This window comes from Amycolatopsis sp. DSM 110486 (assembly GCF_019468465.1).
Lineage (GTDB): Bacteria > Actinomycetota > Actinomycetes > Mycobacteriales > Pseudonocardiaceae > Amycolatopsis.
On the sequence record NZ_CP080519.1, the window covers coordinates 3,842,769 to 3,868,212 of the forward strand.

The 25,444-nt window shown below is 70.9% G+C and carries 22 protein-coding genes and 1 tRNA gene; 14 read left to right on the forward strand and 9 right to left on the reverse strand.

Features of this window, described 5'->3' with window-relative positions:
• Nucleotides 1–65 precede the first annotated feature (65 nt).
• On the forward strand, nucleotides 66–746 hold the full coding sequence (locus tag K1T34_RS18615; RefSeq protein ID WP_220245510.1) for a class I SAM-dependent methyltransferase: 681 nt from the start codon (nucleotides 66–68) through the stop codon (nucleotides 744–746).
• 179 nt (nucleotides 747–925) lie between these two features.
• Here the strand turns inward: K1T34_RS18615 and K1T34_RS18620 are convergent, their stop codons facing one another.
• Nucleotides 926–1,684: an SDR family NAD(P)-dependent oxidoreductase gene (locus K1T34_RS18620; protein ID WP_220245511.1), complete on the reverse strand. Its 759-nt coding sequence runs from the start codon at nucleotides 1,682–1,684 to the stop codon at nucleotides 926–928.
• Between the two features lie 181 nt (nucleotides 1,685–1,865).
• On the opposite strand from K1T34_RS18620, the gene K1T34_RS18625 reads away from it, so the two are divergent.
• Entirely contained in the window at nucleotides 1,866–3,176 is a 1,311-nt protein-coding gene (locus tag K1T34_RS18625; RefSeq protein ID WP_220245512.1) for a UDP-glucose/GDP-mannose dehydrogenase family protein, read from the forward strand.
• A gap of 92 nt (nucleotides 3,177–3,268) precedes the next feature.
• Entirely contained in the window at nucleotides 3,269–3,679 is a 411-nt protein-coding gene (locus K1T34_RS18630) for a VOC family protein (RefSeq protein WP_255638580.1), read from the forward strand.
• Here K1T34_RS18630 and K1T34_RS18635 read toward each other — a convergent pair.
• Nucleotides 3,669–4,610, reverse strand: coding sequence for a DMT family transporter (locus K1T34_RS18635; protein ID WP_220245513.1), 942 nt, complete (start codon nucleotides 4,608–4,610; stop codon nucleotides 3,669–3,671). The genes K1T34_RS18630 and K1T34_RS18635 overlap by 11 nt on opposite strands.
• 100 nt (nucleotides 4,611–4,710) lie before the next feature.
• Between K1T34_RS18635 and K1T34_RS18640 the strand changes: the two genes are divergently transcribed.
• The 3 genes from K1T34_RS18640 to K1T34_RS18650 are packed head-to-tail and all read left to right on the forward strand — an operon-like array spanning nucleotide 4,711 to nucleotide 6,557.
• The gene (locus tag K1T34_RS18640) at nucleotides 4,711–5,229 is read left to right on the forward strand and encodes an RNA polymerase sigma factor (RefSeq protein WP_220245514.1); all 519 of its coding nucleotides are present in this window, start codon (nucleotides 4,711–4,713) and stop codon (nucleotides 5,227–5,229) included.
• Nucleotides 5,222–6,109: a VOC family protein gene (locus K1T34_RS18645; RefSeq protein ID WP_220245515.1), complete on the forward strand. Its 888-nt coding sequence runs from the start codon at nucleotides 5,222–5,224 to the stop codon at nucleotides 6,107–6,109. Before K1T34_RS18640 ends, K1T34_RS18645 begins: the two co-directional genes overlap by 8 nt.
• A gap of 52 nt (nucleotides 6,110–6,161) precedes the next feature.
• The gene (locus K1T34_RS18650) at nucleotides 6,162–6,557 is read left to right on the forward strand and encodes a hypothetical protein (RefSeq protein ID WP_220245516.1); all 396 of its coding nucleotides are present in this window, start codon (nucleotides 6,162–6,164) and stop codon (nucleotides 6,555–6,557) included.
• A 4-nt stretch (nucleotides 6,558–6,561) separates the two neighbouring features.
• Here the strand turns inward: K1T34_RS18650 and K1T34_RS18655 are convergent, their stop codons facing one another.
• Complete coding sequence (locus K1T34_RS18655; protein ID WP_220245517.1) at nucleotides 6,562–7,992, reverse strand: MFS transporter; 1,431 nt, start codon at nucleotides 7,990–7,992, stop codon at nucleotides 6,562–6,564.
• 102 nt (nucleotides 7,993–8,094) lie between these two features.
• Between K1T34_RS18655 and K1T34_RS18660 the strand changes: the two genes are divergently transcribed.
• The 3 genes from K1T34_RS18660 (at nucleotide 8,095) to K1T34_RS18670 (ending at nucleotide 10,800) form a co-directional block, all read left to right on the forward strand.
• On the forward strand, nucleotides 8,095–8,928 hold the full coding sequence (locus K1T34_RS18660; RefSeq protein WP_220245518.1) for a helix-turn-helix transcriptional regulator: 834 nt from the start codon (nucleotides 8,095–8,097) through the stop codon (nucleotides 8,926–8,928).
• A 76-nt stretch (nucleotides 8,929–9,004) separates the two neighbouring features.
• Nucleotides 9,005–10,132 (forward strand): sensor histidine kinase, encoded by a 1,128-nt coding sequence (locus tag K1T34_RS18665; RefSeq protein ID WP_220245519.1) that lies wholly within the window; start codon nucleotides 9,005–9,007, stop codon nucleotides 10,130–10,132.
• The gene (locus K1T34_RS18670) at nucleotides 10,132–10,800 is read left to right on the forward strand and encodes a response regulator transcription factor (protein WP_220245520.1); all 669 of its coding nucleotides are present in this window, start codon (nucleotides 10,132–10,134) and stop codon (nucleotides 10,798–10,800) included. Before K1T34_RS18665 ends, K1T34_RS18670 begins: the two co-directional genes overlap by 1 nt.
• Before the next feature lie 77 nt (nucleotides 10,801–10,877).
• Here K1T34_RS18670 and K1T34_RS18675 read toward each other — a convergent pair whose 3' ends face one another.
• Nucleotides 10,878–12,437 carry an acyltransferase gene (locus K1T34_RS18675; protein WP_220245521.1) on the reverse strand — a complete coding sequence of 520 codons (1,560 nt, stop codon included), beginning with the start codon at nucleotides 12,435–12,437 and terminating at the stop codon, nucleotides 10,878–10,880.
• 191 nt (nucleotides 12,438–12,628) lie between these two features.
• Between K1T34_RS18675 and K1T34_RS18680 the strand changes: the two genes are divergently transcribed.
• Nucleotides 12,629–13,780: a hypothetical protein gene (locus K1T34_RS18680; RefSeq protein WP_220245522.1), complete on the forward strand. Its 1,152-nt coding sequence runs from the start codon at nucleotides 12,629–12,631 to the stop codon at nucleotides 13,778–13,780.
• 7 nt (nucleotides 13,781–13,787) lie between these two features.
• Here the strand turns inward: K1T34_RS18680 and K1T34_RS18685 are convergent, their stop codons facing one another.
• The 3 genes from K1T34_RS18685 to K1T34_RS18695 form a co-directional block, all read right to left on the reverse strand.
• A complete protein-coding gene (locus K1T34_RS18685; protein ID WP_220245523.1) occupies nucleotides 13,788–17,486 on the reverse strand; it encodes an FkbM family methyltransferase in 3,699 nt (1,232 codons plus the stop codon).
• Nucleotides 17,479–18,681: a hypothetical protein gene (locus tag K1T34_RS18690; RefSeq protein WP_220245524.1), complete on the reverse strand. Its 1,203-nt coding sequence runs from the start codon at nucleotides 18,679–18,681 to the stop codon at nucleotides 17,479–17,481. Before K1T34_RS18690 ends, K1T34_RS18685 begins: the two co-directional genes overlap by 8 nt.
• Nucleotides 18,682–18,816: 135 nt before the next feature.
• A complete protein-coding gene (locus K1T34_RS18695; RefSeq protein ID WP_220245525.1) occupies nucleotides 18,817–20,127 on the reverse strand; it encodes a hypothetical protein in 1,311 nt (436 codons plus the stop codon).
• A 114-nt stretch (nucleotides 20,128–20,241) separates the two neighbouring features.
• Here K1T34_RS18695 and K1T34_RS18700 point away from each other — a divergent pair, with 114 nt between their 5' ends.
• From K1T34_RS18700 to K1T34_RS18715, 4 genes are all read left to right on the forward strand, one after another.
• On the forward strand, nucleotides 20,242–20,541 hold the full coding sequence (locus K1T34_RS18700; RefSeq protein WP_220245526.1) for a hypothetical protein: 300 nt from the start codon (nucleotides 20,242–20,244) through the stop codon (nucleotides 20,539–20,541).
• Nucleotides 20,542–20,652: 111 nt separating this feature from the next.
• Nucleotides 20,653–21,258, forward strand: coding sequence for a hypothetical protein (locus K1T34_RS18705; protein ID WP_220245527.1), 606 nt, complete (start codon nucleotides 20,653–20,655; stop codon nucleotides 21,256–21,258).
• A 213-nt stretch (nucleotides 21,259–21,471) separates the two neighbouring features.
• Nucleotides 21,472–21,981 (forward strand): DUF2716 domain-containing protein, encoded by a 510-nt coding sequence (locus tag K1T34_RS18710; RefSeq protein ID WP_220245528.1) that lies wholly within the window; start codon nucleotides 21,472–21,474, stop codon nucleotides 21,979–21,981.
• 85 nt (nucleotides 21,982–22,066) lie between these two features.
• Nucleotides 22,067–22,468 carry an immunity 7 family protein gene (locus tag K1T34_RS18715; protein ID WP_220245529.1) on the forward strand — a complete coding sequence of 134 codons (402 nt, stop codon included), beginning with the start codon at nucleotides 22,067–22,069 and terminating at the stop codon, nucleotides 22,466–22,468.
• Nucleotides 22,469–22,557: 89 nt separating this feature from the next.
• On the opposite strand, the gene K1T34_RS18720 is transcribed toward K1T34_RS18715, so the two are convergent.
• Nucleotides 22,558–24,030: a phosphocholine-specific phospholipase C gene (locus tag K1T34_RS18720; protein ID WP_220245530.1), complete on the reverse strand. Its 1,473-nt coding sequence runs from the start codon at nucleotides 24,028–24,030 to the stop codon at nucleotides 22,558–22,560.
• A gap of 1,313 nt (nucleotides 24,031–25,343) precedes the next feature.
• A tRNA-Gly gene (locus K1T34_RS18725) sits at nucleotides 25,344–25,416 on the reverse strand.
• Nucleotides 25,417–25,444: the final 28 nt, after the last annotated feature.

Here is a 25,444-nt window from a genome sequence, read left to right on the forward strand (position 1 = left end):
ATCACAGGATACGGGCCCGCACTCGCCGGAGCGGTTCGGCCGACCCACCGAACTGGAGTGCAACCATGACGAACACCGAGGTCAAACGGCACCGGACCAAGCTCGTGCCGGAGATGGAGGGACCGGTCGCGCGGGCCTACGCGCGCGGTCGCGGGACGGCGCCGCAGCTGGCGTTCTACCGCTCGTCGGCGGCGGAGCTGGCCAAGCAGCTGCCCGGCGGCGCCGATGTGCTGGAGGTGGCGCCCGGGCCCGGCTTCCACGCGGTCGAGCTCGCGCGGCTCGGCTTCGCGGTCACGGGGCTGGACGTGAGCCGCACGTTCGTGTCCCTGGCGAGCCAGTACGCGCGGGAGCAAGGTGTCGCGGCGGAGTTCGTGCACGGCGACGTCGCGGCGATGCCCTTCGCGGACGGGTCCTTCGATTTCCTGATCACGCAGGCGGCGTTCAAGAACTTCGCCGACCCGGTCGACGCGCTCGACGAGATGTGGCGCGTGCTTCGGCCGGGCGGGGTGGCGCTGGTGCAGGACCTGCGCAAGACGGCCACGTCGGAAGACATCGCGGCCGAGGTGGCCGGGATGAAGCTGGGGCCCGTGGGGGCGTTCACGACAAAGTGGACACTCGGGCAGCTGCGCAAGCGCGCGTACACGCCGGAGCAGTTCGAAACGTTGGCGCGCGAAAGCCGCTTCGGTTCCTGCCACATCACCACGGACGGCATCGGACTGGAAGCGCGGCTGACGAAGGCGGCTTGAGTTCTCAGCGAGCCCATCACCCCGATCCGCAATGGTGACGACGGTCTGGACCATCTTGTCAAGGCGGGAAAGCGTGCCTTGACAAGATGGTCCAGACCGCGTTGGAGCTGGGGATCGAGGTGCCGGGCGGGGACTGGGTGCCGGGCACCTCGGGCGGTCCGCCGCGGGTGAGCGGTTTTCTACCGCGGGGCCATGCGCAGCGCGCCGTCCATGCGGACGACTTCGCCGTTGAGGTAGTCGTGGTCGATCAGCGAGAGGGCGAGCTGCGCGTACTCGTCCGGCCGCGCCAGGCGCTTCGGGAACGGCACGCCGGCGGCGAGGCTCGCGCGGAACTCGTCGCTCACGGTGGCGAGCATCGGGGTGTCGACGATGCCCGGCGCGATGGTCAGCACGCGGATGCCCTGCGACGCCAGGTCGCGCGCGGCCGGCAGGGTGAGGCCGACGACGCCGCCCTTGGACGACGAGTAAGCCACCTGGCCGATCTGGCCGTCGTAGGCCGCGACGGAGGCGGTGTTGATGATGACGCCGCGGGCGTCGTCGGTCAGCGGCTCGGTTTTGGCGATGGCCTCGGCCGCGATGGTGAGCACGTTGAAGGTGCCGATCAGGTTGATCTGCACGACCTTCGCGTACAGCGCGAGGTCGTGGCGGCCCTTCTTCGACAAGATGCGGGCCGAGGGCCCGATGCCGGCACAGTTCACGACCGTGCGCAGTGGCACGCCGGAGCCGGCCGCGGTGTCCACGGCGACCTGGACCTGGTCGGGGTCGGTGACGTCGGCCTCGACGTAGGTGATGCCGTCGACCTGCTCGGCCTTCTCGATCGACGCGGCGAGGTCGAGCGCGAAGACGCGCGCGCCCTTGGCGGCCAGCGCCTTGGCGGTGGCGCCGCCGAGGCCGGAAGCACCACCCGTGACGAGCGCTGCGGTGTCGGTGATCTGCATCTTCAGCCCTTCTCCTGCTCGTGGTGCGGCCCTGCACCGTAACGACAGGTTAACGTTCGTTCGCACCGGCGCCGGGTGTGCTGCCTCACGCGAGGGCCGTTCTTCACTTCTCGCGTGGAGTATTCGGCGTCGCCCACTTCCGTTAGCGCCCGCTTCAACTCCGAATGTCACCTTCGGCATCATGAGCGCAGCTCGGATCGTGGTGGTGGGGACGGGGTACGTCGGATTGACCACGGGGGCATGTCTCGCGAGCCTGGGGCATCGCGTCACCTGCGTGGACGTGGACGAGGCGAAGGTCTCTCGCCTCGCCGCCGGCAGAGTGGACATTCTCGAACCGGGGCTGGCCGAACTGGTCACCGGTGGCATCAAGGGTGGGCGGCTGTCGTTCGTCGTCGGCGCGCGCGAAGCCGTGCAGGAGGCGGACGGTGTCTTCCTGTGCGTGCCGACGCCGATGGGCGCCGGCGGCTCAGCGGACCTGCGCGCGGTGGAGGCGGTGACGGCCGAGATCGGCGACGTGCTGCCCGCCGGCTGCGCGCTGATCACCAAGTCGACCGTGCCCGTGGGCACGTCCAAGCGCATCCGCGCGATGCTCGGCCGCGAAGACGTGCCCATCGTGTCCAACCCGGAGTTCCTGCGGGAAGGCACCGCGGTTTCCGACTTCCTCAATCCCGACCGGATCGTGGTCGGGTCCGACACCCCCGGCGCGGCCGGCTGGGTCGGTGACCTCTACGCGGACCTCGGCGCACCCGTCGTCGTCGCGGACGCGGCGAGCGCGGAGCTCGTGAAGTACGCGGCCAACTGCTTCCTCGCGCTGAAACTGTCCTATGTGAACTCGATCGCCGAGCTGTGCGAGCGCCTCGGCGCCGACATCGACCTCGTGACCGAGGGCATGGGCTACGACCGGCGCATCGGCCGCACGTTCCTCAAGCCCGGCCCGGGCTGGGGCGGCTCGTGCCTGCCCAAGGACACCAGCGCGCTGGTGAAGGTCGCGGAGTCGGTGAACTACGACTTCCGCATGCTCACCTCGGCCATCGACGAGAACATCGCCCAGCGCGACCGCATCGTCGCGAAGATCGCCGGCGCCTGCGGCGGCACGCTCGCCGGCGCGCGGATCGGCGTGCTGGGCCTGGCGTTCAAGGCCGGCACCAACGACCTGCGCGACTCGCCCGCCCTCGCCGTCTCCTCGGTGCTCGGCGCGCTGGGCGCGGAGATCACGGCCTACGACCCGGCGGTGGACACCGGCATCGACGGCATGACCGTGGTCGACGACCCGTACCAGGTCGCGAAGGACGCCGATGCGATCGTGGTCCTCACCGAGTGGGCCGAGTTCAAGCACCTCGACTGGACGGTGATGGCCGACGCGATGGAGGGCGACGACGTCGTCGACACCCGCAACCTCCTCGACCCGCGCACGGTCATCGACGCCGGCCTCTCCTGGCAGGGCGTCGGGCGGCCGCGGGCGGCGGGGCGAAAGCGCGTGACGGTTTCCTAGTCCTGGCTTACGATCACGGACGCGGCATCGCGTGTCGGTCACCGGCTGGGTGAGACATGGAGGTGCCGGGATGCCTTCTGGAGGCATTGTTCGTGTCCGTTTCCGTTGAGCTCAACCATCTGATCGTGCCGTCCCGGGACAACCGGGAGTCCGCCGAGTTCCTCGCCCGCTTGCTGGGTCTCGAAGTGGGCGAGGAATGGGGGCCGTTCATCCCCGTCGAAACCGGCAACGGCGTCCGGCTGGACTTCGCGACGATCCCGCCGCAGGACCTTCGGCTGCAGCACTACTGTTTCCTGATCCCCGAAGACGACTTCGACGCGTTTTTCGCGCGGCTGAAGGAAACCGGCGTGACCTACCACGCCGATCCAGCCCGCAAGCAGGTCGGCGAGATCAACCACAACCACGGCGGCCGCGGGGTCTACTTCCTCGACCCGGGCGGCAACGGCGTGGAAGTGATCACGCAGCCTTACGAGCCGGACCGCAGTCGGCCGGCTAGCTGGTGACCGTCGCCGGATCCCGTACGTCCTCGGGGCTGCGGGATCCGGCCACCTGCACCAGCACCGCTCCCGCGAGCAACACGGCCGCGCCGACCAGCTGCGTCGCGCCGAGTGTTTCGCCGAGCCACCACCACGCCAGCCCCGCGGCGACCAGTGGTTCAACCAGCGCCAGTACGCTCGCCAGCGCCGAAGGCAGATCGCGCAACGCGCGCAGCCCGGCCAGGTAGGGCAGCACCGTGCCGGCCACGGCCAGCACCAGCAAGGCCAGCCACACGGGCACGTGCAGGCTCCCGAGCGTTGCCGTGGCGGTGATCGACGCCGGCGCCACTGTCCACGGTGGACTGACCGCGCCCACCACGACAGCCCCGATCGCCAGCCCGGCGGCTGTGAGCCCTACCGAGTCGTGCCGGCCCGCACCGCGTTCGCCGAGCAGGAAGTAGCCGGCCGAACACACGGCCGCGCCCACGCCGGCGGCGATGCCGAGCGCGTCGAGCCGTCCGCCCTGCCAGATCTGCGCGACGAGCGCCAGCCCGGCCACGCCGAGCGCCGTCCCGACCCACACCAGCGCCGGAAGCCGCTCGCGGCGCACCACACGGACCCACAGCGCGACCAACGCGGGCGCCAGGTTCACCAGCACCATCGCCACTCCGACCGGCACGCGGTCCACGGCCACGAAAAAACAGAGCTGCACCCCGGCCACGCCGAGCACACCGTAGCCGAGCACCAGCCACACGTCGGACCCGCGGAAGCGCAACGCCCACGGCCGCACCAGCGCGACGCCGGGCACCAGCACCACGGCCGCGAGCGCGATCCGGACCGCCGTCACCGCGGCCGGCGACCAGCCCGTGCCCATCACGGCCTTCGCCACCGGCCCGGATCCGGCGAACAGCACCCACGACGTGAGGCTCAACCCCGTCGCTCGTCCTCGCCCGGCCATGACCGCAGTGTCGCCGCCCACCGCGGGCGCCGACCAACGATTTTCCCGCGGCCCGAAATTCACCCGACGGAAAACGCGGTCCCCGGACGACGATGTGGGTGTGACGGAACCGCGGGTGAGACCGGACCCGGCTTTCGCGCTGCTCGGGCTGTACGAGTCCGCGCTGCCGGAGGTCTACGGGTACCTGCTCGCGCGCTGCGGCGACCGCGTGCTGGCCGAGGAACTGACGTCGGAGACGTTCCTGGGGGCCGTGGCCGCGTGCCGCAAGGGGGGTGCGCCGCCGGTGAGCACCGGGTGGCTGATCGGGGTGGCACGGCACAAGCTGGCCGACCACTGGCGCCGCAAGGCCCGGGAGGAACGCGGGCTGCGGCTGGTGCACGAGCCCGACGCCCACGACCCGTGGGACACCGAGCTCGACGCGTTGCGCGCACGCCAGGTGCTCGAGTCGCTCGGCGCGCACCACCGGGCCGTGCTCACGCTGCGGTACGTCGACGGCCTGCCGGTCGGCGACGTCGCCGCTTGCCTCGGCCGCACGGTGCATGCCACGGAGGCGTTGCTGACCCGCGCGAAGGCCGCGTTCCGCCACAGCTACGAGGAGAAAGGGGGCCGCGATGACTGAGCCGTTCGACGCGCTCGCACTGCCCCCGACGCCGGTCGACCCGGACCCGGCGTTCGCCAGGGAGCTGCGGGACAACCTGCGGCGCCTCATCCTGAACGGAGCCGAGATGACCACCACCGAAACCCCCGCCGACGCCGCCGTGCGCGCGCTCGCGCCGTACCTCGTCGTCACCGATGCCCGCGCCGCGCTGGACTTCTACGTCGAGGTGTTCGGCGCGCGCCGCCGCTCCGACCCGATCGTGATGGACGACGGCCGCGTCGGGCACGCCGAGCTCACCATCGGCGACAGCGTGCTGATGCTCGCGGAGGAGTTCCCCGAGCTGGGCAACGTCGTCGCGCCCGAGGGCGGGCCGCTGATCCGCGTGGAGGTGCCCGACGTCCACGAGTCGGCCCGCCGCGCCGTGGAGCTGGGCGGCGAGGTGCTGCGCCCGGTCGAGGACCGCGGGTACGGGCTCGGCGGCACGATCAAGGACCCGTACGGCCAGCGCTGGCTCGTCGCGCAGGCCGGGCAGACGGCGAAGCACGCGACGAAGCCCACCCGTCACGGCGAAGCCATGTACTTCACGTTCCAGGTGCCCGACGGCGAGGTGGCGAAGGCCTTCTACGGCGGCGTGGTCGGCTGGCAGTTCTCGCCGGGCTCCGTGCCGGACGCCTGGGGCTTCGAAGGCCCCGGCCTCCAGGGCGGTCTGTGGGGCGGACCGGGCCGGCAGGTCGGCTGGAAGCTGATGTACGCGGTGGACGACCTCGAAGCGGCTCTCACCCGCGTCCGCGATCACGGCGGCACGGCCGGTGAGGTGGAGCACCACCCGTACGGCACGACCGCCGACTGCGTCGACGACCAGGGCATCGAGTTCTGGCTCTGGGAACAGCCACACGAGTGAGAAACCCCATGACCCCGGCGGCTCCCTCGCCGCCGGGGCGCACACTCGAACCATGGCCGGGCACTGGACTCCGTGCAACGAAGCTGAGCTGACCGCGGGCTGGCGGCTGTGGCTGGAGCTGGGCTCTTGCACCTGGCCAGGCCCGGACTGGGACGGCACGCCCGCGGAGGCCGTCACCGGTCTGACGGGGTTGTTCTCGACGTGCAACGAGATCCTCGAGTCCTACCGCCGCAGTGGCGGCCCCGACAGCGCCGGGATCATCGGCCTCGTGCGCTCGATGTTCCTCGCCGCCAACTGGACCCTCGAACTCTGGCGCGACGACACGGCACCGCTGGACGCCGAACGCGCGGCGTTGCTGCACGGCGACCTCGCGGGCTTCGCGGAACACGCCGAGGCCGTCCGAATCCTGCTCGCCCGGGGCGGCGGCTGGTCGTCGCTCCCGGGCTGAGCCTTCACCGAGGATCCGGCAGCTTCCGCGCCAGCACCACCACGAGCAGCGCCACCGCGGCCAGCAGTCCCATGACCAGCACGAACGCTCCCTCATACCCCATCGAGCCCGTGCTCAAGCCCGCGAACAGGCTGCCGAACACGGCCACCCCAAGGGCCAGCGACGTCTGCTGCGTCGTGGTCATCACGCCGCCGCCGATGCCGGCGAGGTCGTGGGGCACGCGGGACAGGACGATGCGGAACAGCGTGGTCATGGCCAGGCCGTTGCCGATCCCGATGAGGACCATGGCGGGCGCCAGCTCCCACAGCGTGAGGTCCGGCCACGCCCACAGCGCCGAGCCGGCCAGCACGAGCAGGCCGAGCGCCGCGATCAGGCCGCCGGCAAGCACCACCTTCTGGCCGAAGCGAGCGACGAGATGGCTGCTGACCAGCGACGTCACGAAGTACGCCACGGCCATCGGCGTCAGCACGAGCCCCGAGCTGAGCGGGCCGAGGTGCAGGCCGTCCTGCAGGGTCACGGCGTAGATGAACATGAAGGACCCGAAGCCACAGAAGAACGGCACCGCGACAACCAGGCCGTGGCGCACGTTGGCCGTGCGCAGCAGCGCCGGCGGCAGCAGCGGCATCCCGCCGCGGGCCTCCAGCCGGGTCTCGACGCGGGCGAAGGCCAGTACCGCGAACGGGAACAGCACCAGCAGCGCGATGGTCCACCACGGCCAGCCGAGCGCGCCGCCCTCCATCAGCGGCACGAGCAGCGTCAGGAGTGAAGCGGCGAGCAGCGCTGTGCCCCAGCGGTCGACGCCGAGCGGGTTCTCCGCGCGGCTGTCGGGCACCGTGCGGCGCGCGACGAGCAGCCCGATGAGGCCGATCGGCACGTTGACCAGGAAAATCGGCCGCCAGCTCGTGCCCCACAGGTCGGCGGCAACCAGAGCGCCGCCCAGCAGCTGGCCGACAACGGTCGCGATGCCGCCCATCGCGCCGTAGGAGCCGAGCGCCCGCGAGCGGTGTTCGCCGGTGGTGCCGGCCTGGATGATCGAGAGCACCTGCGGCAGCAGCATCGCCGCCGCTGCCCCTTGCGCGGCGCGGGCGAGCACCAGCGTCAACGCGTTGGGCGCGAGGCCGCAGACCAACGAGGTCAGCGTGAACAGGGCGAGCCCCAGCAGGAACAGCCGGCGGCGACCGAACGCGTCGCCGAGCCGGCCGCCGAGGACCAGCAGCACGGCGTAGGCGATGCCGTACGCGGCCACCACCAGCTCCAACGTCGCGGTGGACGCGTGCAGATCGGTATCGATGGTGGGGAGGGCGACGTTGACGATGAAGAAGTCGATGACCGGCAGTGCCGCCCCCAGCAACACGGTGACCAGGCCGGCTGAGGTGAGCGCCGGCCTGGCGGTCACGCCGGTGGGGTGCACCGGCGCGGTGGTTGTCGTCGTCATGACTACCACGCTCCGACGCATTTGAACCTGGTACCAGGTGCGCTCTTATCCTGGTAGTCGGACTACCTGGTACCAGGCAACGCGCTGTGCTGAACTGGGCCCATGACCACCGCTGTCGAAGAACGCCTCCGCCGCGGCGAGCTCGGCGCGTTCCTGCGCAGCCGCCGCGCCCGCATCACGCCCGAGCAGGTCGGCCTGCCGCTCGGCGGCCGCCGGCGTACGCCTGGCCTGAGGCGCGAAGAGGTCGCGCAGCTCGCCGGAGTCGGGGTCACCTGGTACACGTGGCTGGAGCAGGGCCGCGACATCAACGCGTCAGAGCAGGTGCTCGGCGCGATTTCGCGGACGCTGCGCCTCGACCCGCACGAGCACTCGCACCTGTTCACCCTCGCCGGAGCGCCCGAACCGCCGGCCGCCGACGAGTGCAACGCCATCACGCCCTCGATGCGCAAGATGATGACCCAGCTCGAACCCTTCCCCGTCGCGGTCCGCAACGCGCGCTGCGACCTGCTCGGCTACAACCGCGCGTACGCGTGGCTGATGGGCGACGTCGACTCCATCCCGTTCGAGGACCGCAACACGCTGGTCCAATGCCTGCTCAACCCGGACTGGCGCAGCCGGATGCTCGACTGGGAGCAGAACACCCCGCGCGTGGTCGCGTCGTTCCGCGCGGCGATGGCCGAGCACGTGGCCGAACCGTCGTGGAAAGCGCTGGTCAAGCGGCTGAAGGCGGAGTCGCCGCTGTTCGAGCAGCTGTGGAACCGGCACGACGTGAACCCCGAGCCGATCCGCACGAAGTGCTACGACCATCCCGAGGTCGGGCTGCTGAAGTTCAACTTCACCTACCTGTACTCGGGTCGCCGCTCCGAGATCACCGTGTCCACCTACACGCCGGCCGACGAGCAGACCGCCGCGAAGCTGCCGAGCTCGTTCGACTGATACGACGCCTGACGTAGTCGTCCTGCCGCTTCCGGACGGACGCGCGAAGGCGCCGTGAGCGGTAGTTTTCTGCACCATGCAGGACTGGTGGCGGGCGCGGAACCCGTGGTTCGGACGCGTGTTCCGGACCTTCGTGGTGCTCGTGTTCACACTCGGCGCCACGAGCGCGGCCGGCCGCTGGCAGCCGGGCGCCCACCTGCTCAGCGCCGCGGGCGCCGCGTGGCTGGTCGCGACCGTGCTGACGCTGCTGGTCGCGCACCGCTACCCACTGCCGGTTTTCGTGGTCACAGCCGCGTCGGCGTACGCGTTCTACGCCTCCAGCGAGCCCAACGGACCGGTCATCCTGGTGCCGACCATCGCGTTGTTCATGCTCACCCGGCGAAGTGGTCCGGTGGTCGCGGGCTGGACCGGCGCCGGCGTGCTCGTAGCCGGGTACGCGGCGCACGTGATCGCCACGCGGTCGTTCGCGATCGCCCCTTCGGCCGGGGTGTTCGTGGTGTGGCCGGCGGCGGTGATCGGCATCGGCACCGCCGTGCGCTACCAGTTCGCGGCGCTGGCGGCGCGGCGCGAGCAGGCCGTGGAGCACCGCCACCGCCTGGCCGAGCAGGAGCGGCTGCAGATCGCGCGCGAGGTGCACGACGTCGTGGCCCACAGCCTCGCGATGATCAACGTGCAGGCCGGCGTCGCCGCCCACGTCGCCGACCGGCGACCTGAGCAGGCGAAAGAGGCGCTGCTGAACATCAAGGCGGCCAGCGCGTCGGCGCTCAACGACCTGCGTGCGACGCTCGCGGTCCTGCGTTCGGGCGAGGACAAGGCGCCCGCGCCGAGCCTTGCGCAGCTGGGCGAGCTGCTCGACCACGCGCGGTCCGCGGGCCTCGAAGTGCGGCTGCACGGCGACGCGGGCGACGTGCCCGCGCCCGTGGCCGGCGCGACCTACCGGATCCTGCAGGAGTCGCTCACCAACGTCGTCCGCCACGCCGACGGGGCGCAGCACGTGGACGTCCACCTCGACCGGCGCCCGGGCGCCCTCACGCTCACCGTCCGCGACGACGGCCGCGCCACCACCGCGCCCACGCCCGGCCACGGCCTGCGCGGGATGAACGAGCGCGCTGCCGCCCTCGGCGGCACGGTCCAGGCCGGCCTGGTCAGTGCCGCCGGGGGCGGTTTCGAAGTGCGGGCCGAGCTGCCCGTGAAGGGGGAATGATGACGATCAGCGTGGTACTGGCCGACGACCAAGCCCTGGTCCGCGCGGGTTTCCGCGTGCTGCTGGAGACGGAAGACGGCTTCGACGTCGTCGGCGAGGCCGGCGACGGCGCGCAAGCCGTGGCGCTCGCGGCCGAGCACAAGCCGGACATCGTGGTGATGGACGTCCGCATGCCCGGCACCGACGGCCTCGAAGCCACCCGCCGGATCACCGCCGACCCGGCGCTCGCCGACGTGAAGGTGCTGGTCCTGACCACTTTCGACGTCGATGAGTACGTCTACGAGGCCCTGCGCTCGGGCGCGAGCGGCTTCCTGCTCAAGGACACCGAGCCGGTGGAGCTGCTGCGCGCGCTGCGCGTCGTCGCCGCGGGCGAGGCGCTGCTGGCCCCGACCGTGACGCGCCGGCTGATCTCGGAGTTCGTCGGCCGCCCCGAGCACCGCCGCATCGACACCGCCGCAGTCAAGCAGATCACCGACCGCGAACGCGAGGTCCTCGGCCTTGTCGCCGGCGGCCTGTCCAACGACGAAATCGCCGCCCACCTGGTCATCTCCACCGCCACGGCGCGCACCCACGTCAGCCGCATCATGACGAAGATCGGCGCCCGCGACCGCGCGCAGCTCGTGGTCCTGGCATACGAATCGGGCCTCGTGACGCCGAGACGCAACTAGCCCGAAGGTGTGAGTTACGCCGTGTCGGTGAACGTCGTCCCACGTTCGGACGCCTTACCGGCAGAGCATCGCCTCACTCAGCGATGTGTTCGGCGGAAGGAGCTCCCATGGCGTGGGAGATCGTCGTGGTCGCCGCGCTGGCCGTGATCTTCCTGGTCAGACTGGTGCTGCAGCTCAAGCGGGGCTGACGGGCGCCGCCGCGGGGTGCTGTGGCGGGCGCGGGGCTCGGCCGTGCGGTCGGAGCCCGTCTCCTGCGCGAGCGGGGGCCGGGGCTGTGGTTGCGGCTGCGGTTGCGGCCGGCGAGGCGGGACGGCCCGGGTGATGACCGTCTTCTCCGCGTCAGCCGGCGGGGGCGGCGGCTTCGGGCCGGGCGGCGTCTTCGGAGGAGGCGGCTTCGGGGTGCCCTTGGGCGGCGTCGAAGGCAGGTTGCCGTTCAGCGACCCGGACACCGACCCCTTCGCCGAACCAGCCGCGTGCCGAGGCCGTTCCCCGACCTTCGGGATCTCGATCGTGATCTCGCTGTTGACCTTGATCGGCACCGGCTTTTCGCGCCGGTACGAGAGCTTGCGAGCCAGCGCGTGGCTCGGCCGCTCGACCCACCGGTAACACACCTCGACCACGCCGAACACCGCCGGGATCACGATCAGCAGCGCGATCGGCAGCGGCACCGCCGGGCGCAGCAGCTGCAGCAGCACGAACGACACCAGCATGTGCAGCAGGTAGATCGAGTAACTGCGCTCGGATACGGCGGTCCAGAACTTCCGCTGCTTGAGCTTCGGCTCCGCCATCATGCCCAGCATGAACAGCAGCACGGCGAACGCCATGGAGAGGTTGTAGGACGTGTCCACGCGGCCGACGTCGATGATGTCCGCCAGCACGTACAGCGACCACGCGCAGGCGCCGTACAGCGCGCCCGTCCACAGCGGGATCTTCTTCGCCGTGGTGGCCCAGATCGTCTGCCCGATGATCATCACCGGCAGGTAGGACACGTTCACCGCGAACAGCGACCACGACGGCCCGAGCTGCGACCGGCTCATCATCACCACGAAGATGAACGTGAGTTCCACCGCGATCGCCAGCCACACCGAGCGGCGCAGCAGCGGCAGCACGGCCATCAGCACCACGTAGAAGACGACCTCGACGATCATCGACCATGCCACCGGCACCAGCACCACCTGCGGGTAGATCAGGTAGTTCACCAGGAAGGTGTTGGTGAAGATCGTGAGCGGGTTGAGTTCCTGCGACTGCCCGGTCGACGGCGGGTGCAGGCTCACCACCAGCATCAACGCGGTGAGCAGCACCACGAACAGCATCGGCGCGTACACGCGGATCAGCCGGTTCACGGCGAACCGGCGCTGACCCTGACGCAGCGCGATGGGCGTGACGACGAAACCGCTGACCACGAAGAAGAACGGCACGGCGATCTCACCGATGCCCTGGGTGGACATGTGCATCGGATTGCTCGTCAGCGCCTCGATGAAGCTGATGTAAGGCGCGGAATCATTCTTCGCGATCACCCACGGGTGGGCGATGTGGCTGTAGAACACGAGCAGGGCGCCGAGGCCACGGCCGATGTCGATGAAGACGATGCGGGTCTTCTTCTGCACAGCAGGTGGCTGCTCAACCAGCGCGACCACCCCCGTCTACTCGTGCTGATTCCCCCGAGCAGGGTAGCGCCTTGCTCCTGGGCCGCGGACCAGTCCCCGGAATTGCCCGGGATTCGAGAAAAACCACCCGCGGCGTTCTGGCCTCGGAAGATGCCACGCGCAGGTACCATCGGGTAAGAATTTGTCCCTTTTCACCCGAGCCGTTCAGGAGTCCCGCGCGAGTGCAGTCGACCACCCTCGACGCGGATCTCGAGTCCCGTTCGGCCTTCCGGACGAGGACCCGGCCCGTCGTGAGCGCGGTCGGCCTGTATCTGCTCTTCCAGCTCCTCGCCTTCGGCGTGCTGTGGCTGATGAGCTGGAAGGCGGAAGTCTCGCCGGGCCGCTTCGTGGGCGCGTTCGACGCGAACTGGTTCATCTCGGTGGCCACGCACGGCTACGACCAGGTGCCGACGATCCTGGCGAACGGCATGCCGGGGGAGAACAGCCTGGTGTTCTTCCCGCTGTACCCGGCGCTGATCGCGGTGCTGACGTTCGTCGGCATCCCCGCCCTGCCCGCGGCCCTGGCGGTGTCGCTGCTGGCCGGCTGCGCCGCGGCGTGGGGCCTGTTCGTGCTGGGTCGCGAGTTCGCCGGCCCGCGCGTGGGGATGCTGCTGGCGGTGCTGTGGTCGCTCGGGCCGGGTTCGACGGCGTTGCGCATGGCGTACTCCGAGGCGCTGCTCGTGGCCCTCGTCGCGTGGACGCTGGTCGCCGTGTCACGCCGGAAGTGGCTGCTCGCGGGTGCGCTCGCCATCTTCGCGGGGCTTACCCGGGCGAGCGCCGGCGCGCTCGTGGCCGCGGTGGGCGTCGCGGCGATCGTCGCGATCTTCCGGCGCCAGGACGGCTGGCGGCCGTGGGTCGGAGGTCTGCTCGCGCCGTTGGGGCTGCTGGCTTACCTCACGTACGTCGGGTTTCGCACCGGCCGCGCCGACGGTTGGTTCTGGCTCCAGAACGCCTGGCAGATGCACTTCGACTTCGGTCGTTTCACGTGGATCCAAGTCCGCGAGGGGCTGACTGCGAACGGATCCAGCTGGACCAGCGTCACGGCGATCATCGTGCTCGCGGCCGTGGCACTGCTGGTGTGGACGTGGTGCACGAAGCTGCCTTTGCCGTGGCAGCTCTACGGCACGCTGACCGTGCTCATCGCGCTCGGGTCGTCGAACTACTTCCAGTCCCGCGCGCGGTTCCTGCTGCCCGCGTTCGTGCTCATGGTGCCGCTCGCGCTGGTGCTCGCTCGCCTGCCGACGAGAGTCCTCGTGGTGCTGCTGCCGGCAGGCGCGGCGATCAGCGCGTGGTACGGCTCGTTCCTCATGGCGATCGCCCACGTGGCCCCCTGAGCGGGGGTCACACAGGCGCGAGCCACAACGTCACGAACGCCTTCGCGTCGCCCTCGGCGGCCGCGATCAGCGCCGCGTCGTCGAGGGAGCGCTCGTCCGGGCCGGAGTCGCCGACGATCTTCGGTGTGTAGCCCAGCGAGCGGTAGCCCGCGAGGACCGCGGCCGGGTCGTCGCCGAGCTCCCGGATGGCGCCCGGGTCGAACTCGCAGACCACGTGAGGACGGTCGCGCCGCAGCACCTCGTCGAGCCCGGCGAGCGCGCGGTGGTCGCGGCCCTGCAGGTCGACCTTCACGAGGCCGATCCGCCGCGCCGTCACCTCCGGCAGCGAGTCGAGCCGCACGGCGGGCACCTCGATGCCCGGGCCCTCGGCGCTCACGCGGTTGTCGCCGCTGTTGCCCTCGGTGGCCTGCGTGAGGCGCACGGTGCCGGCCGAGTCCCAGGCCGCCGACTCGACGACCGTGACCAGCTCGGCGGCCGCCGGGGGCAGGTTGACGGAGACGTTCCGGCGCAGGTAAGCCGCGTTGACCGGGTCGGCCTCAACGGCGACCACGGCGGTGACGTCCGGCGTGGCCCGCAGCAGCCGCAGCGTGTGGTAGCCGACGTGGGCGCCGACGTCGAGGAACGCGCCCTCGGCCAGGCGCGCCATCAGGTCGGCCTCGCCGTCTTCCCAGGACCGGTGGAAGACGATCCACGGCAGCATGACCTCGTCGACCGGCATGAGCAGCGCGCCTACGTCGCACGGCACCACGTCGGCGCCGTGCGGCACCGGGGCGTGGGCCAGGCGGGCGGCGTCGCGCATGGCGCTCACGTCGAGCGTCACGCGCTGGATGGCCTTCTCGTCGGCGTCCAGCCGCTCGTCGCGCTGGGAGAACATCTTGTGCACCGACGTCGTGGAAGCCTCGAGGTCGGCGCCGAAGCCGCCGTAGCCCTCGGACAGCTTCGTCACGTCGGCTTCGAGGTTGCGCAGCGCCAGCTCGGTGTCCGGGGCGCGCTGACGCAGCTCACCGACGGTGTCGTCGAGCGTCTTCATGCGCTCGCCCAGCGTCTGGCTGTCGCTCCGCGCGCCTTCGGCGGCCCGGGCCGCGTCGGCGAAGCCGTGCTCAAGCGCCTCGATGCGCTCCAGCAGCCGCCGGTTGCTCTCCTCCGCGCCGGCCAGCAGCGCGCCCATCACCTTGCGCTGGTGGACGTCGTAGTGGTCGATCGCGCGCAGCACGGCCTTGCGCAGCGCGGGCGCGAGCGGCAGCCGCGACGGGGCGGCCGCCTCGGGTCGCCAGTGCAGGGCCTGCGCGGCGTCGTGCAGCGGCGTGATCGGGTGCGGCGGCGCCGGCTGGCCGGCGTGCCGGCCCGACTGCCACACGCCGTACGCGTCCTGCAGCTGCTCGCGCATCCACTTGGCGGCGGTGGCCATCGAGCGCTCGCGCAGGATGTACGCGCGCGCCGCCTGGCCGCGCTTCGCGGCTTCGGCCGGGTTGTCCGCGACCTCGCGCATCGCGGCGGCCGCGGCGTCGAGATCGGGGTCGGCCCACACGGCGTCGGCGTGGTACGGGTAGTTGTCCTTGCCCACCGGCACCAGCCGGAACGGCACGGGCCAGCCCGTCGACGCGTCGAGGAACTCCGTGGTGCTGGAGTAGTTCGTGGAGATCACCGGCATCGCGCGCGCCATCGCTTCGGCGACGGTGAGGCCGAAGCCCTCGCTGCGGTGCAGGGAGACGTAGCAGGTGCTGCGCTCGTACAGCTCGTGCAGCTCGGCCACCGACAGGTAGCGCTCCACCAGCTCGATGCGGTCGTCGCCGACCACAGCGGCACGCAGGCGCTCGGCCGCGTTCGGGTGCAGCTTCGCGTTGATCGCCTTGATGGTGAGCCGCACGTCGTCGCGGCCTTCGAACGCGCGGCGGAACGCCTCGACGGCACCCCACGGGTTCTTGCGCTCGGCCACGCTGTTGAAGTCGAACGCGAACAAGAACCGCACCGGTTCGCCCTGCTCACGCGCGGGCGGCGACGGCTCACCCGGGTCGCGCACCGGCACCGGGATGGTCTTCACCGGGATCGGCGAGTGCGCGGAGATGGCGCGGCGGCAGAACTCGCTCACCGTCCACACCTCGTCGAGCATCCCGAACGCCTCGTGCTGCCACTCGGGGAAGTCCTCGAGCTCCCAGGCCCACAGCCCGATGCGGTAGCGGCCGTTGCCGACCTCGGGGTGGTTGGTGAGGATCACGCGCGTCTGGTCCGCGTTCACCGCGAGCACGCTCAGCGGGAACCGGGGGTCGCCAACCGTCGCCGGCCGCTCGATGCCCGTGCGGTTCGACACCGCCTTCTCCTCGAGCACCGACGCCACCGGCACACCGCCGGTCTCGATGGCCTCGAGCACGATCCGGCCCATCTCGCCAAGGCCCAGCTCGGCCGTGAGGTAGCCGAGCAGGTTCACGCCGAACTCGTCGGCCGGCGGGTGGCTCGCGGGCCGCTCGCCGGGCAGCGCCCACTCGGGCAGCCCGGCCTCGCTGACGCCGGAACCGGCGCACCAGAAGCGGAAGTTGTCGGCGTCGGCGCCATACGGGTGCGGGAACGCCATTTGCAGGTCGATGCGCGACGCCCAGATCGCGTGCGTCAGCCGGTTCAGCCCGGCAGCGGCCTGCGCCTGGTCCTCGGGCGTGGCGAGCCACTCGCGCAGCGCCTGGCCGCCGTCCTCGCCGTACGCGTGCGGCGGCGCGGGCTTGTTCTTGCGCTCGGCCTTGATCCAGCCCTCGCGGAACACGCGGCGGGCGAGCTTCGGCACCTCGGTGCCGTCGCGGAAGTTCTTGAAGCCGTAGGGGATCGAGTCGAGCGTCTCGGCGTAGCCGGCTTCCCGCAGCTTCGCGCCGTACGAGTCGCAGATGGCCCGCAGGTCGTCGCTGTGCGACAGCAGCACGCGCGGCTTGCGCGCGCAGTGGAAGCTCAGCAGCCACGGCTTCTCCGGCCGGTAGCCGCTGAAGTGGAAGAAGCGCAGCTTCGCGCCGCCCGCGGTGTACGTGCCGTCGGCCTCGCGCGCGATCGGGCGCTCGTGGAGGTTCCAGTAGGCGACGTCGAAACCCGGGTCGGTGACCACGTGGTTGCGGAACAGCGAGGGCACCTGGTCCACCCACCGCTGGTCGGTGAACAGCTGCTGCTCGGGCGCCACGATCGCGTCGTGGCGCAGGCGCCCGGCCCAGAAGTCAAGGAACGCGCCCGCGCCCTGGCCGACGCCGATGAAGCCGAGGTTGAACATGCCGGTGCCCATGATCACGGCGTCGTCCGGCTCGAGGCCGTCCTGCGGCAGCGGGGTCAGGAAGTGCGGCGCGAGCACGATGTCGTGCTCGCGGGCCAGCTCCGTGACCTCAGGGATGGGGGCGAACAGCTCGATGTCCGGGTCGATGTACATCGCGACCTCGGACGTCTTCAGCAGCTCGCGCAGCAGATACGGCTTGGCCGACGTGGCGAGCTCGGTGACCGAGTACGCCGTGGCCATCCGCAGGTAGTCGGCCTCGTCGATGCCGAACGCGGCGGGGCCGACGACCTGCGTGCCGTCTTCGAGCTCGGTCACCTCGTCGCGCGGCGCGTCGATTACCGCGATCACGAAGCGGCCGCCCGGGTGCTGCGCGAGGTAGGACCGGGCCAGCACGCGCGCCGCGGGAACGTAGTTCCGCGCGACGATCGTGCAGGCCGTGGCTCCGGTGCTGCCGCGCTCAGGCATCGGCAGGCAGGGTGGTGAGCTGCTGGTTCAGCGCGGAGGAGAAGTCCGCCTTCACCGTCGACAGGTCTCCCTTGCCGGAGACGTCGATGCGGACGATCACGTTGCCGTGCGCGTAGTGGCCGCGCTCCTGGGCGGACTGGCCGTCCTTCTTGTCGATCGTGGTCGCGAAGACGCCGTCGGGCGCGGCGGTGTCGCGCTTGGCGCCGTTGGTGACCTGGATCTGCATGAGCTTGTCGGCCGCGGTCGCCGCCGCGGTCGGGCTCGATGCCTGGGTCAGCAGCAGCGTGATCTGGTCACCGTTGTCGAGGTGGTAGACCACGAACTTCGCCTTGCTCGCGCCGGCGGCCTGGTAGGCCTCGAGCTCGTCGGGGTTCAGGTAGGACAGGCTGTTGACCTCGCTGAACGACGTGATGTCGTCGTGGGTCTCGGCCTTGCCCGGCATGTTCGCGACGGCCAGGGGGTCCGGCGGCTTCGGCGCGCTGGAGGGCGCCTGCTGCGTCGGCTGGGCGGTGGGCTGCTCGTTGCCGCCCCCGCTGTCCCGGCCCCAGAGCCAGTAGGCGCCGAAGGCGATCGCGGCCAGCACGACCACGGCGCCGACGATCGCGCCGACCTTCTTGCCGCTGCCCGACTTGGGCTTCTCGGCGAAGAATTCGGGACCCTGGCGGAAGGAGTCATTGCCCGACGGGCCGAGCGGAGGCAGTTCGCCGCCGCCCCACGGCGGGCTCTGGTCGCCCTCAGGCGCGTTCCACGGCTGCTGCTGCGGGAAGCCGCCGGCCGGGGAGGCCGGCTGCTGGAACCCACCGGGCGGGGAGTACTGCGCCTGCGGCGGCTGCTGCTGGGGCTGCACGTACTCGGTGCGCGCGGGGTCGGCGTGCTGCTGCATCTGCCAGGACTGCACGGCCTGCGTGCGCTCCGCGCTCGGGTCACCGGCGGGCTGCTGCGGCGCGGCCGGGGGCTGTTGCTGCTGCTGCGGGGGCTGTTGCTGGGGCTGCTGGGGCATGCCCTGCGGCGGGCTGACCGGCGTGATGATCTGCGTCGAGTCCGCGCTCGGCGCGGCCTGCTGCGGCGCCGGCTGGTCCTGCTGGCCGACGGCCGAGGACAGCACCTGGTCGCGCCGGATCCGGTAGTCGTCCGCGGACAGCCGCCCTGACGCGAGCTCCTCGTCCAGCCGCCGCAGCTCCTCCTGCCAGGACACCAGGGCCCCCCTTATCTGTCGGCATGGCGACGATCAGTGCGCCACCGCGACCCGATGTGTGTGACGACGTGGACATTGTGCACGGCTGTGACCCCGCGCGACCCCGCGGGTCGACTTCCGTGGCCGGGGCTCGCGTCAGCGGGCGGGCAGGGCCGCCGCGACCTTCGTGCGGATCTGTTCGATCCGCGACCGGAGCACCACCGCGTCGTCGGTGAGCGGCTGCGACACGCCGATGCCGATCGCCACCGGACCGGAGGTGTACCAGAACGCGAGGACGCGCCCGGCCGGGCTGCTGCCGGAGTAGAGCAGGTCCGTCGGCGCGGGTCCGAGCGGTGTGCTGTCGAAGCCGCCGGCCGTGAGGTTCTGCTTCAGGCCCTTCACGAGCTGCGCGGCCTGCGCGGGCGACGGCGTTGGCACGGCGAGCAGGATCGTGCCGTTGTCGGTGTGCGTGGTGTCGGCGTATGCGTGGTAGACGAGCTCGGTCGCGGTGGCGGTCTTCATCAGGTCCGCGTCGGCCTGCGACACGACCTTCAGCTGTACGGCCTTGTCGAGCGACATCGTCGAGTTGTCGGGGTTCGGCGTGCCCGCCAGCGCGGGCAGCTTGTCCTCCAGCGAGGCCGACGGGTCCTGGCCGCCGGTGGCCGAGGGGATCGGTGGCGGCGAGACGGTGTCCGCGTTGTCGCTCTGGTTCGGCCGGTTGCCGATGTACCAGATCCCGCCGACGACCAGCGCCAGCACGACCAGCACCCCCAGCGACAGGAACAGCCACGTCGGCTTCTTCTTCCGCGGCGGCGCTTCCTCCCAGAGGCGGCGCAGCTCGGGCGTCTGCTGCCGCCCCAGGTCGGCCGTGTCGCCGGTGACGGGCAGGTAGCCGGTCGGGTTCGTGTCGGCCGGGCTCGGCGCGGTCGCGAACGACGGCTCGCCGTCCTTCGGGCTCCACCGCGGCTTCCGGGTCAGCGACGACCGGGGCGGCCGCTGCGGCTTGGCCTTCTTCTTTTCCTGCTTGTCTGGCTGCGGCTCCGCGGGCACGGGCTCGGTGACCTGCTGCTGGACGGGGTGCCAGACCGGCTGGGGCTGGGGTTGCTGCTGCTGGGGCTGCTGCTGGATCGCCGGGTTGGCGCTGGCCCACGTGTTCGGCGTATTCGGAGTGGTCGGCGCCCAGCCCTGCTGGGGCTGGTCCCACGACACCGGCTCGGCGTTCCATGTCCCCGCGGCCGGGCTCGGCTCCGTGACCTGGGCCGGGATCTCACCCGCGCCCGCCCGTAGCGGCGACGCCACCGGCGAGGCCGCGCCCCCGCCTGAGGCCTCCGCGAGCAGCTCCTCGCGCTTGTGCCGGTGCTCGGCGTGCCCGATCCGGCCCGCGGCCAGGTCGGAGTCCAGCCGCCGAAGCTCTTCCTGCCAGCTCATCGCCATCCTCTGCCACTGGTCGGGGCCGTAGTTTTTCATGCACCCGGACCTGCGGGGGTACCGGTTTGTCGACTCGTGATCGATTCGTCGGCGAGATCATTCCGCGCCAGTCGCGTGGCGTCCAGGGTCCAGGGCCGTCCGTAGGATCGGTGTATGTCCTCGAACCGCGGTGAGGTGCCCGCCGACGCCGCGACAGCGCGTTGGGAACGGCTCGGCGAAACGCTGGGCGCGATGGTGCGCGGTGAGACGACGGCCGGCGCCGCCAGCCGCAGCGTGCGTGAACAGTCGGAGCGGCTCGGTTCGCCCGAGGCCTTGCGTGACCTCCAGCGGTGGATCGCGATGCTCGACTCCTGGATCCCCACCGACGTCACACCCGTCAGCTTCTGCGAGGACCAGATCCTCCAACAGGCCCGTGAACTTCTTTCCGGAAACTGGCCACCCGTCACCCGTTGAGCGCCAAAAATTGTCGTACACATGTTCTAAAATTGGCCGTGTCCAGGGGAGATGCCGCTCGCGTGACGGGGCGGCATCGGCGAAGAGTTCGGACCGGAAGGCGGCTGTCCCATGGCCTACATCACCCTGCCCACGTTCGTCGGCTACAGCGCGAGCACGGGTCCCACGCGGTCGTCGTTCGTGCGGCGCCAGCGGCGGCTGTACGAGGACCCGGCGCGGGCGGCGTTCAACTACTACCGGCGGGCGGCCAACGCGGTGCGGGCCGGGCGAGCGGCGCGGCAGGACGAGGTGGCGATGCGTTCGCTGGTCCACCACGCCGACGACCGCACGCGCCCGCACTACTCGGCCATCGCCGAGGGGTGGCTGCGCTACCTGGGCCGGCGCGACCCGAAGCTGATCGAGGTCGGCCGGGCGCGCGTGCCGCTGGGGGAGCTGGAAGTGGGCCTGAGCCCGCAGCTCGGCCTGCGCAAGAGCAACGGTCAGCGGTACGCGACTTGGCTCTACTTCAAGGAGGAACCGCTCACGCGTGACGCCGCGCAGCTCGCGCTGTGGCTGCTCACCCAAGGCCTGTCCGACATCCTGCCGGGCGGCGAGGCGCTGGTCGTCGACGTGCGGCGCGCGAAGGAGTTCACACTCACGGCGCGCGACCGCGAGCGGCTGCGGCCGTGGGCGCACAGCGAGGCGTCGGCCTTCATGACCCTGTGGGACGCTGCGTGAGGTGACGATCGGTGACCGGGCGGCCCTGCTGCGCTCGGTCACCGCTCCCCAGGTCACGGCCTCGGGACACACCCACTCGGGTGACGCATTTGGCACTGGGCGGCCGTGGACTGGACAATCTCGCCCCCGGACACGAAGCTTTCGACAGTTTGAGCCGGCCGATGACTTCGAGGTCGATAAGTGAACGCAGCAGCCTGGGAGCCACTCTCAAGAGTGGCCGACGAGCCCGCTTGGTACTGGGTCTACAACAAGCTCGGCTTCTGGCCGAGCACCTTCGCGCACGACTGGCCCGGCTTCCGCGAGCCCGCGCCGTCGCGTACGTGGGATCTGTCGGCGGGTGATTTCGACCGCGCGTCGGCGGAGTTCCGGCTCGGGCCGTACGCGGTGGAAGAGCCCGACGTCGCGCGGATCGTGCTGACGGCGCTGAAGGAGAGCGTGCGCGAGGACGAGTGGTTGTGGGTGCTGCACTGGCAGCACCAGTCGTTCAAGTTCTGGCCGCACCGCATGCCCGAGGGCGCGGCGTGGCCCGTGCCCGTGTTCCCGCGCGGCGACTACCACCTGTTCCTCGCCGCGGACTTCAGCTTCGGCACGCTCGGGCACCCGTGGGAACGCACGTTGTGCGCGTTCGGCGATCGGCTGATGCCCGCCGTGGAGAAGTACGGACAGGGCGTGCTGACCAAGGTCCTGCGCCGCGACGGCCGCCCCAGCGCCTTGGCGCGCTGACCGCCCGTCCCGCCTGGGGAACCGCCCGTCTCGGCGGGCCGACCGGCGCATCGGCGCAGCTTGTGGCGCTGCTACCGTTCGCGACGTGTACGAATACCACGGCTGGGTGACCATCGCGGCGACCACGAGCGGCGACGACGACGCTGCTCTGCTGGAGCGCCTGGTCGATCGCGTCCACCGAGCCGTGCGCGACGCCGGCACACTGGACCTCGTCGACCTCCGCTGGAGCGCGGGCATGCCGATGCTGCACCTCGGCGGCCTCGACAAGCACGGCGGCGCGATCGCGCCCGAGCTGCTGGAGACATTCACGCGCGTCGGTGAGCTGGCGCCCGGCTCGTACGGGTTGCTGCACGTCTGGGACGACCAGGATCCCGACCACGACAACGAATTCCGCGTGTTCCGCATGGCGCGCGGCCTCGTGACCGAGTTCCGCGACGAGCACCTCACGCCGGTCGCCCCGACCGTGCTGGACGTGTACGAGCTGTAGAAAACGCACGAACGGCCCCTTCGCGCTTGTGGCGCGAAGGGGCCGTTCGCTTTTTCTGCCCGCGGGAGGGCGTTCTTGGTCGGACGCCGTCAGTGGTGGTGGTTCGGCGTCTGCGGGCGGCTGCCCGGCTCCTGGTGCGGCGGCTTCTGGTCCGTGCCCGGGAACACCGGGGCGGGCAGGTTCGCTGCCTCATAGCGTGAGAGCGTGAGCGGGCCCGAGGTGTCGGGCAGCGTCGGCGGCTGCGCCTTGTGGTCGTTGAAGCGGAACGCCGAGGTCATGTCACCGAAGGTCTTGCGGCGCCAGTCGGAGATGTTCGTCTCCTTCACGCCGGTGACCTGCTCGAGGAACTGCAGCGTCGACGTGTGGTCGAACGGCTCGCTGCACACCCAGCCACCCGCGGTCCAGGGCGAGATCACGATCGCCGGCACGCGGTAGCCCGCGCCGACCGGGAGGCCGTTGCCCTTGGTGCCGCCGTGGGAGGTGCCGTTCACGAACTCGTGCGGGGTGCCGGCGGGCGGGATCGGCGGGACGACGTGGTCGAAGAGGCCGTCGTTCTCGTCGTAGTTGAGGATGAACACGGTCTTGGCCCACACGTCCGGGTTGGACGCGATGGCGTCGATCTTCGAGGCGACGAACGCCGCGCCCTCGGCGGGCGTGTAGTTCGGGTGCTCCGAAGCTGTGGAGGTGCAGATGATCCACGAGACGGTGGGCAGCTTGTCGTTGCGCGCGTCGTACTCGAACTGGCCCTCGGGGCGGTGGGTCAGGCCGTTGACGGCGAGCGGCGAGTCGGCCGGCGCGTTCTTGAAGTTGGCGAAGTTCTCGAGCATGTTGCAGCCGTAGGTGTCGCTCTGCTCGTAGACCTTCCAGCTCACGCCGGCGGCCTGGAGGCGCTCCGCGTACGTGGTCCAGGTGTAGCCGCCGGTGGGGGCGGTGTTTTCGAGGATGGGGCCGCCGTTGACGCCGTCGGGGTCGACGGTGCCGGTCATCCACATCATGCGGTTGGGCCACGTCGGGCCGAGCACCGAGCAGAAGTAGGAGTCGCACACGGTGAACGACTCGGCGAGCGCGAACTGGAACGGCAGGTCGGCGCGCGTGTGGTAGCCCATCACGTACGGGCCGTTCTTGCCGTCGGCCTTGCGGTGCGCCGGGAGCCAGCTGTCCATCTTGCCGCCGTTGAGGGCGTCGTGCTGGACCTGCCAGGCGTGGGAGGTGGAGGGGATCTTCTGGGCGTTGGTGGCGTGCGTGTCGAGGTGGAACGGCAGCGCGTAGCCGGCGGGGTTCTCGGCGTCGGGCTGGTAGAACACGGACTTGCCGTTCGGCAGCTTCTGGGCGTGCGGGTCGCCGAACCCGCGAACGCCGCGCATGGTGCCGAAGTAGTGGTCGAACGACCGGTTTTCCTGCATCAGCAGCACGACGTGCTCGATGTCCTTGATCGAGCCGTGCTTGGGCGCTCCCTGCGCGAGCGCCTTCTGCACGCTGGGCGGAAGGAGCGTGGCCGCGGCAGCGGCGGCGGCAGCCCCGGCGGTGGATCCGAGAAGACGGCGACGAGTCAGTTCGGTCATGGCTGACACCCTGCAGCCACGCCGTCACCCAAAAAGGTGGTTATCTCAGAACGAGTGACTAACACATGATGAAAACAACTTCCGAACTACCCAACAACCCCGAACCGCCCCGTTCCCGCTGGTAAACGCATTAGGCCACCCGGCGGTTCCCCTCGACCCTCCGCGCTGCCTTGCCTCCCGCTAGCCCGCCCCTAACCCTCCGCTTGCCTTCGGCGCGCTCCTCGGCTGCGCACTCGGGCCTCGCCCTGCCGGAGTCGGCTCACCTGCCTGGGCGATTTGCGGGTGCCGCTGGACGCACCCCGATCATCGATTGTCACGACGGTCTGGCTCACCTTGTCAAGGCGGGAAAGCGTGCCTTGACAAGCCGATCCAGCCCGTGTGGGAGCTGCGGATCGAGATGCAGGGAGGGGCCTGGGTGCGCCCGCCGCAGCGCCGCCACCTGCGCTTGGCGAGATGGCAGTCGCCGCCGGTCAGGAGATCGCTCGGCCACTGCGCTCAGCCCGCGCGCCTGCCCGCCGCCCGCTGAGCCCACTCCGCCAGACACGTCGCCCGCACCCTCAAGGCGATTCTCTCCCCGGGACACTCCGGCCGCGCAGCGCGCCGCCCGCACCGCACCACCGCGGTTCTCTCACCGACCAACTCACCCGAGCACAACGGCTCACCCGCAACTCGCCCTGGGAGCTCGTCTCACCACTCGACTCGGCCGCGCAGCGCGGGCTCACCCGCAACTCGCCAACGCAGCTGTCTCACCACTCAACCCGGCCGCGCAGCGCGTCTCACCCGCACCTCAACAACGCAGCTGCCTCACCACTCAACTCGGCCGCGCAGCGCGGGCTCACCCGCAACTCGCCAACGCAGCTGTCCCACCACTCAACCCGGCCGCGCAGCGCGTCTCACCCGCACCTCAACAACGCAGCTGCCTCACCACTCAACTCGGCCGCGCAGCGCGGGCTCACCCGCAACTCGCCAACGCAGCTGTCCCACCACTCAACCCGGCCGCGCAGCGCGTCTCACCCGCACCTCAACAACGCAGCTGCCTCACCGCTCAACTCGGCCGCGCAGCGCGTCTCACCCGCCACTCGCCAACGCAGCTGTCTCACCACTCAACTCGGCCGCGCAGCGCAGGCTCACCCGCCACTCAACAACGCAGCTCTCTCACCACGAGCACTGCGCCCCGCGCAGTAGCTCCCCCACCTCAACCATGCAGGAATGGTCACCGATGGCACCGTGGGGGTCCGGGGGCTCGGCCCCCGGGAGATATGGCGAGGGCCACCCGGCTCGCGCTTTCCGCGAGCAGAGTGGCCCCTGGACCGAGCGGATGACGGGATTCGAACCCGCGACCCTCACCTTGGCAAGGTGATGCGCTACCAGCTGCGCTACATCCGCGTTGACCGCTTGGTGCTCGGTGTTGTCG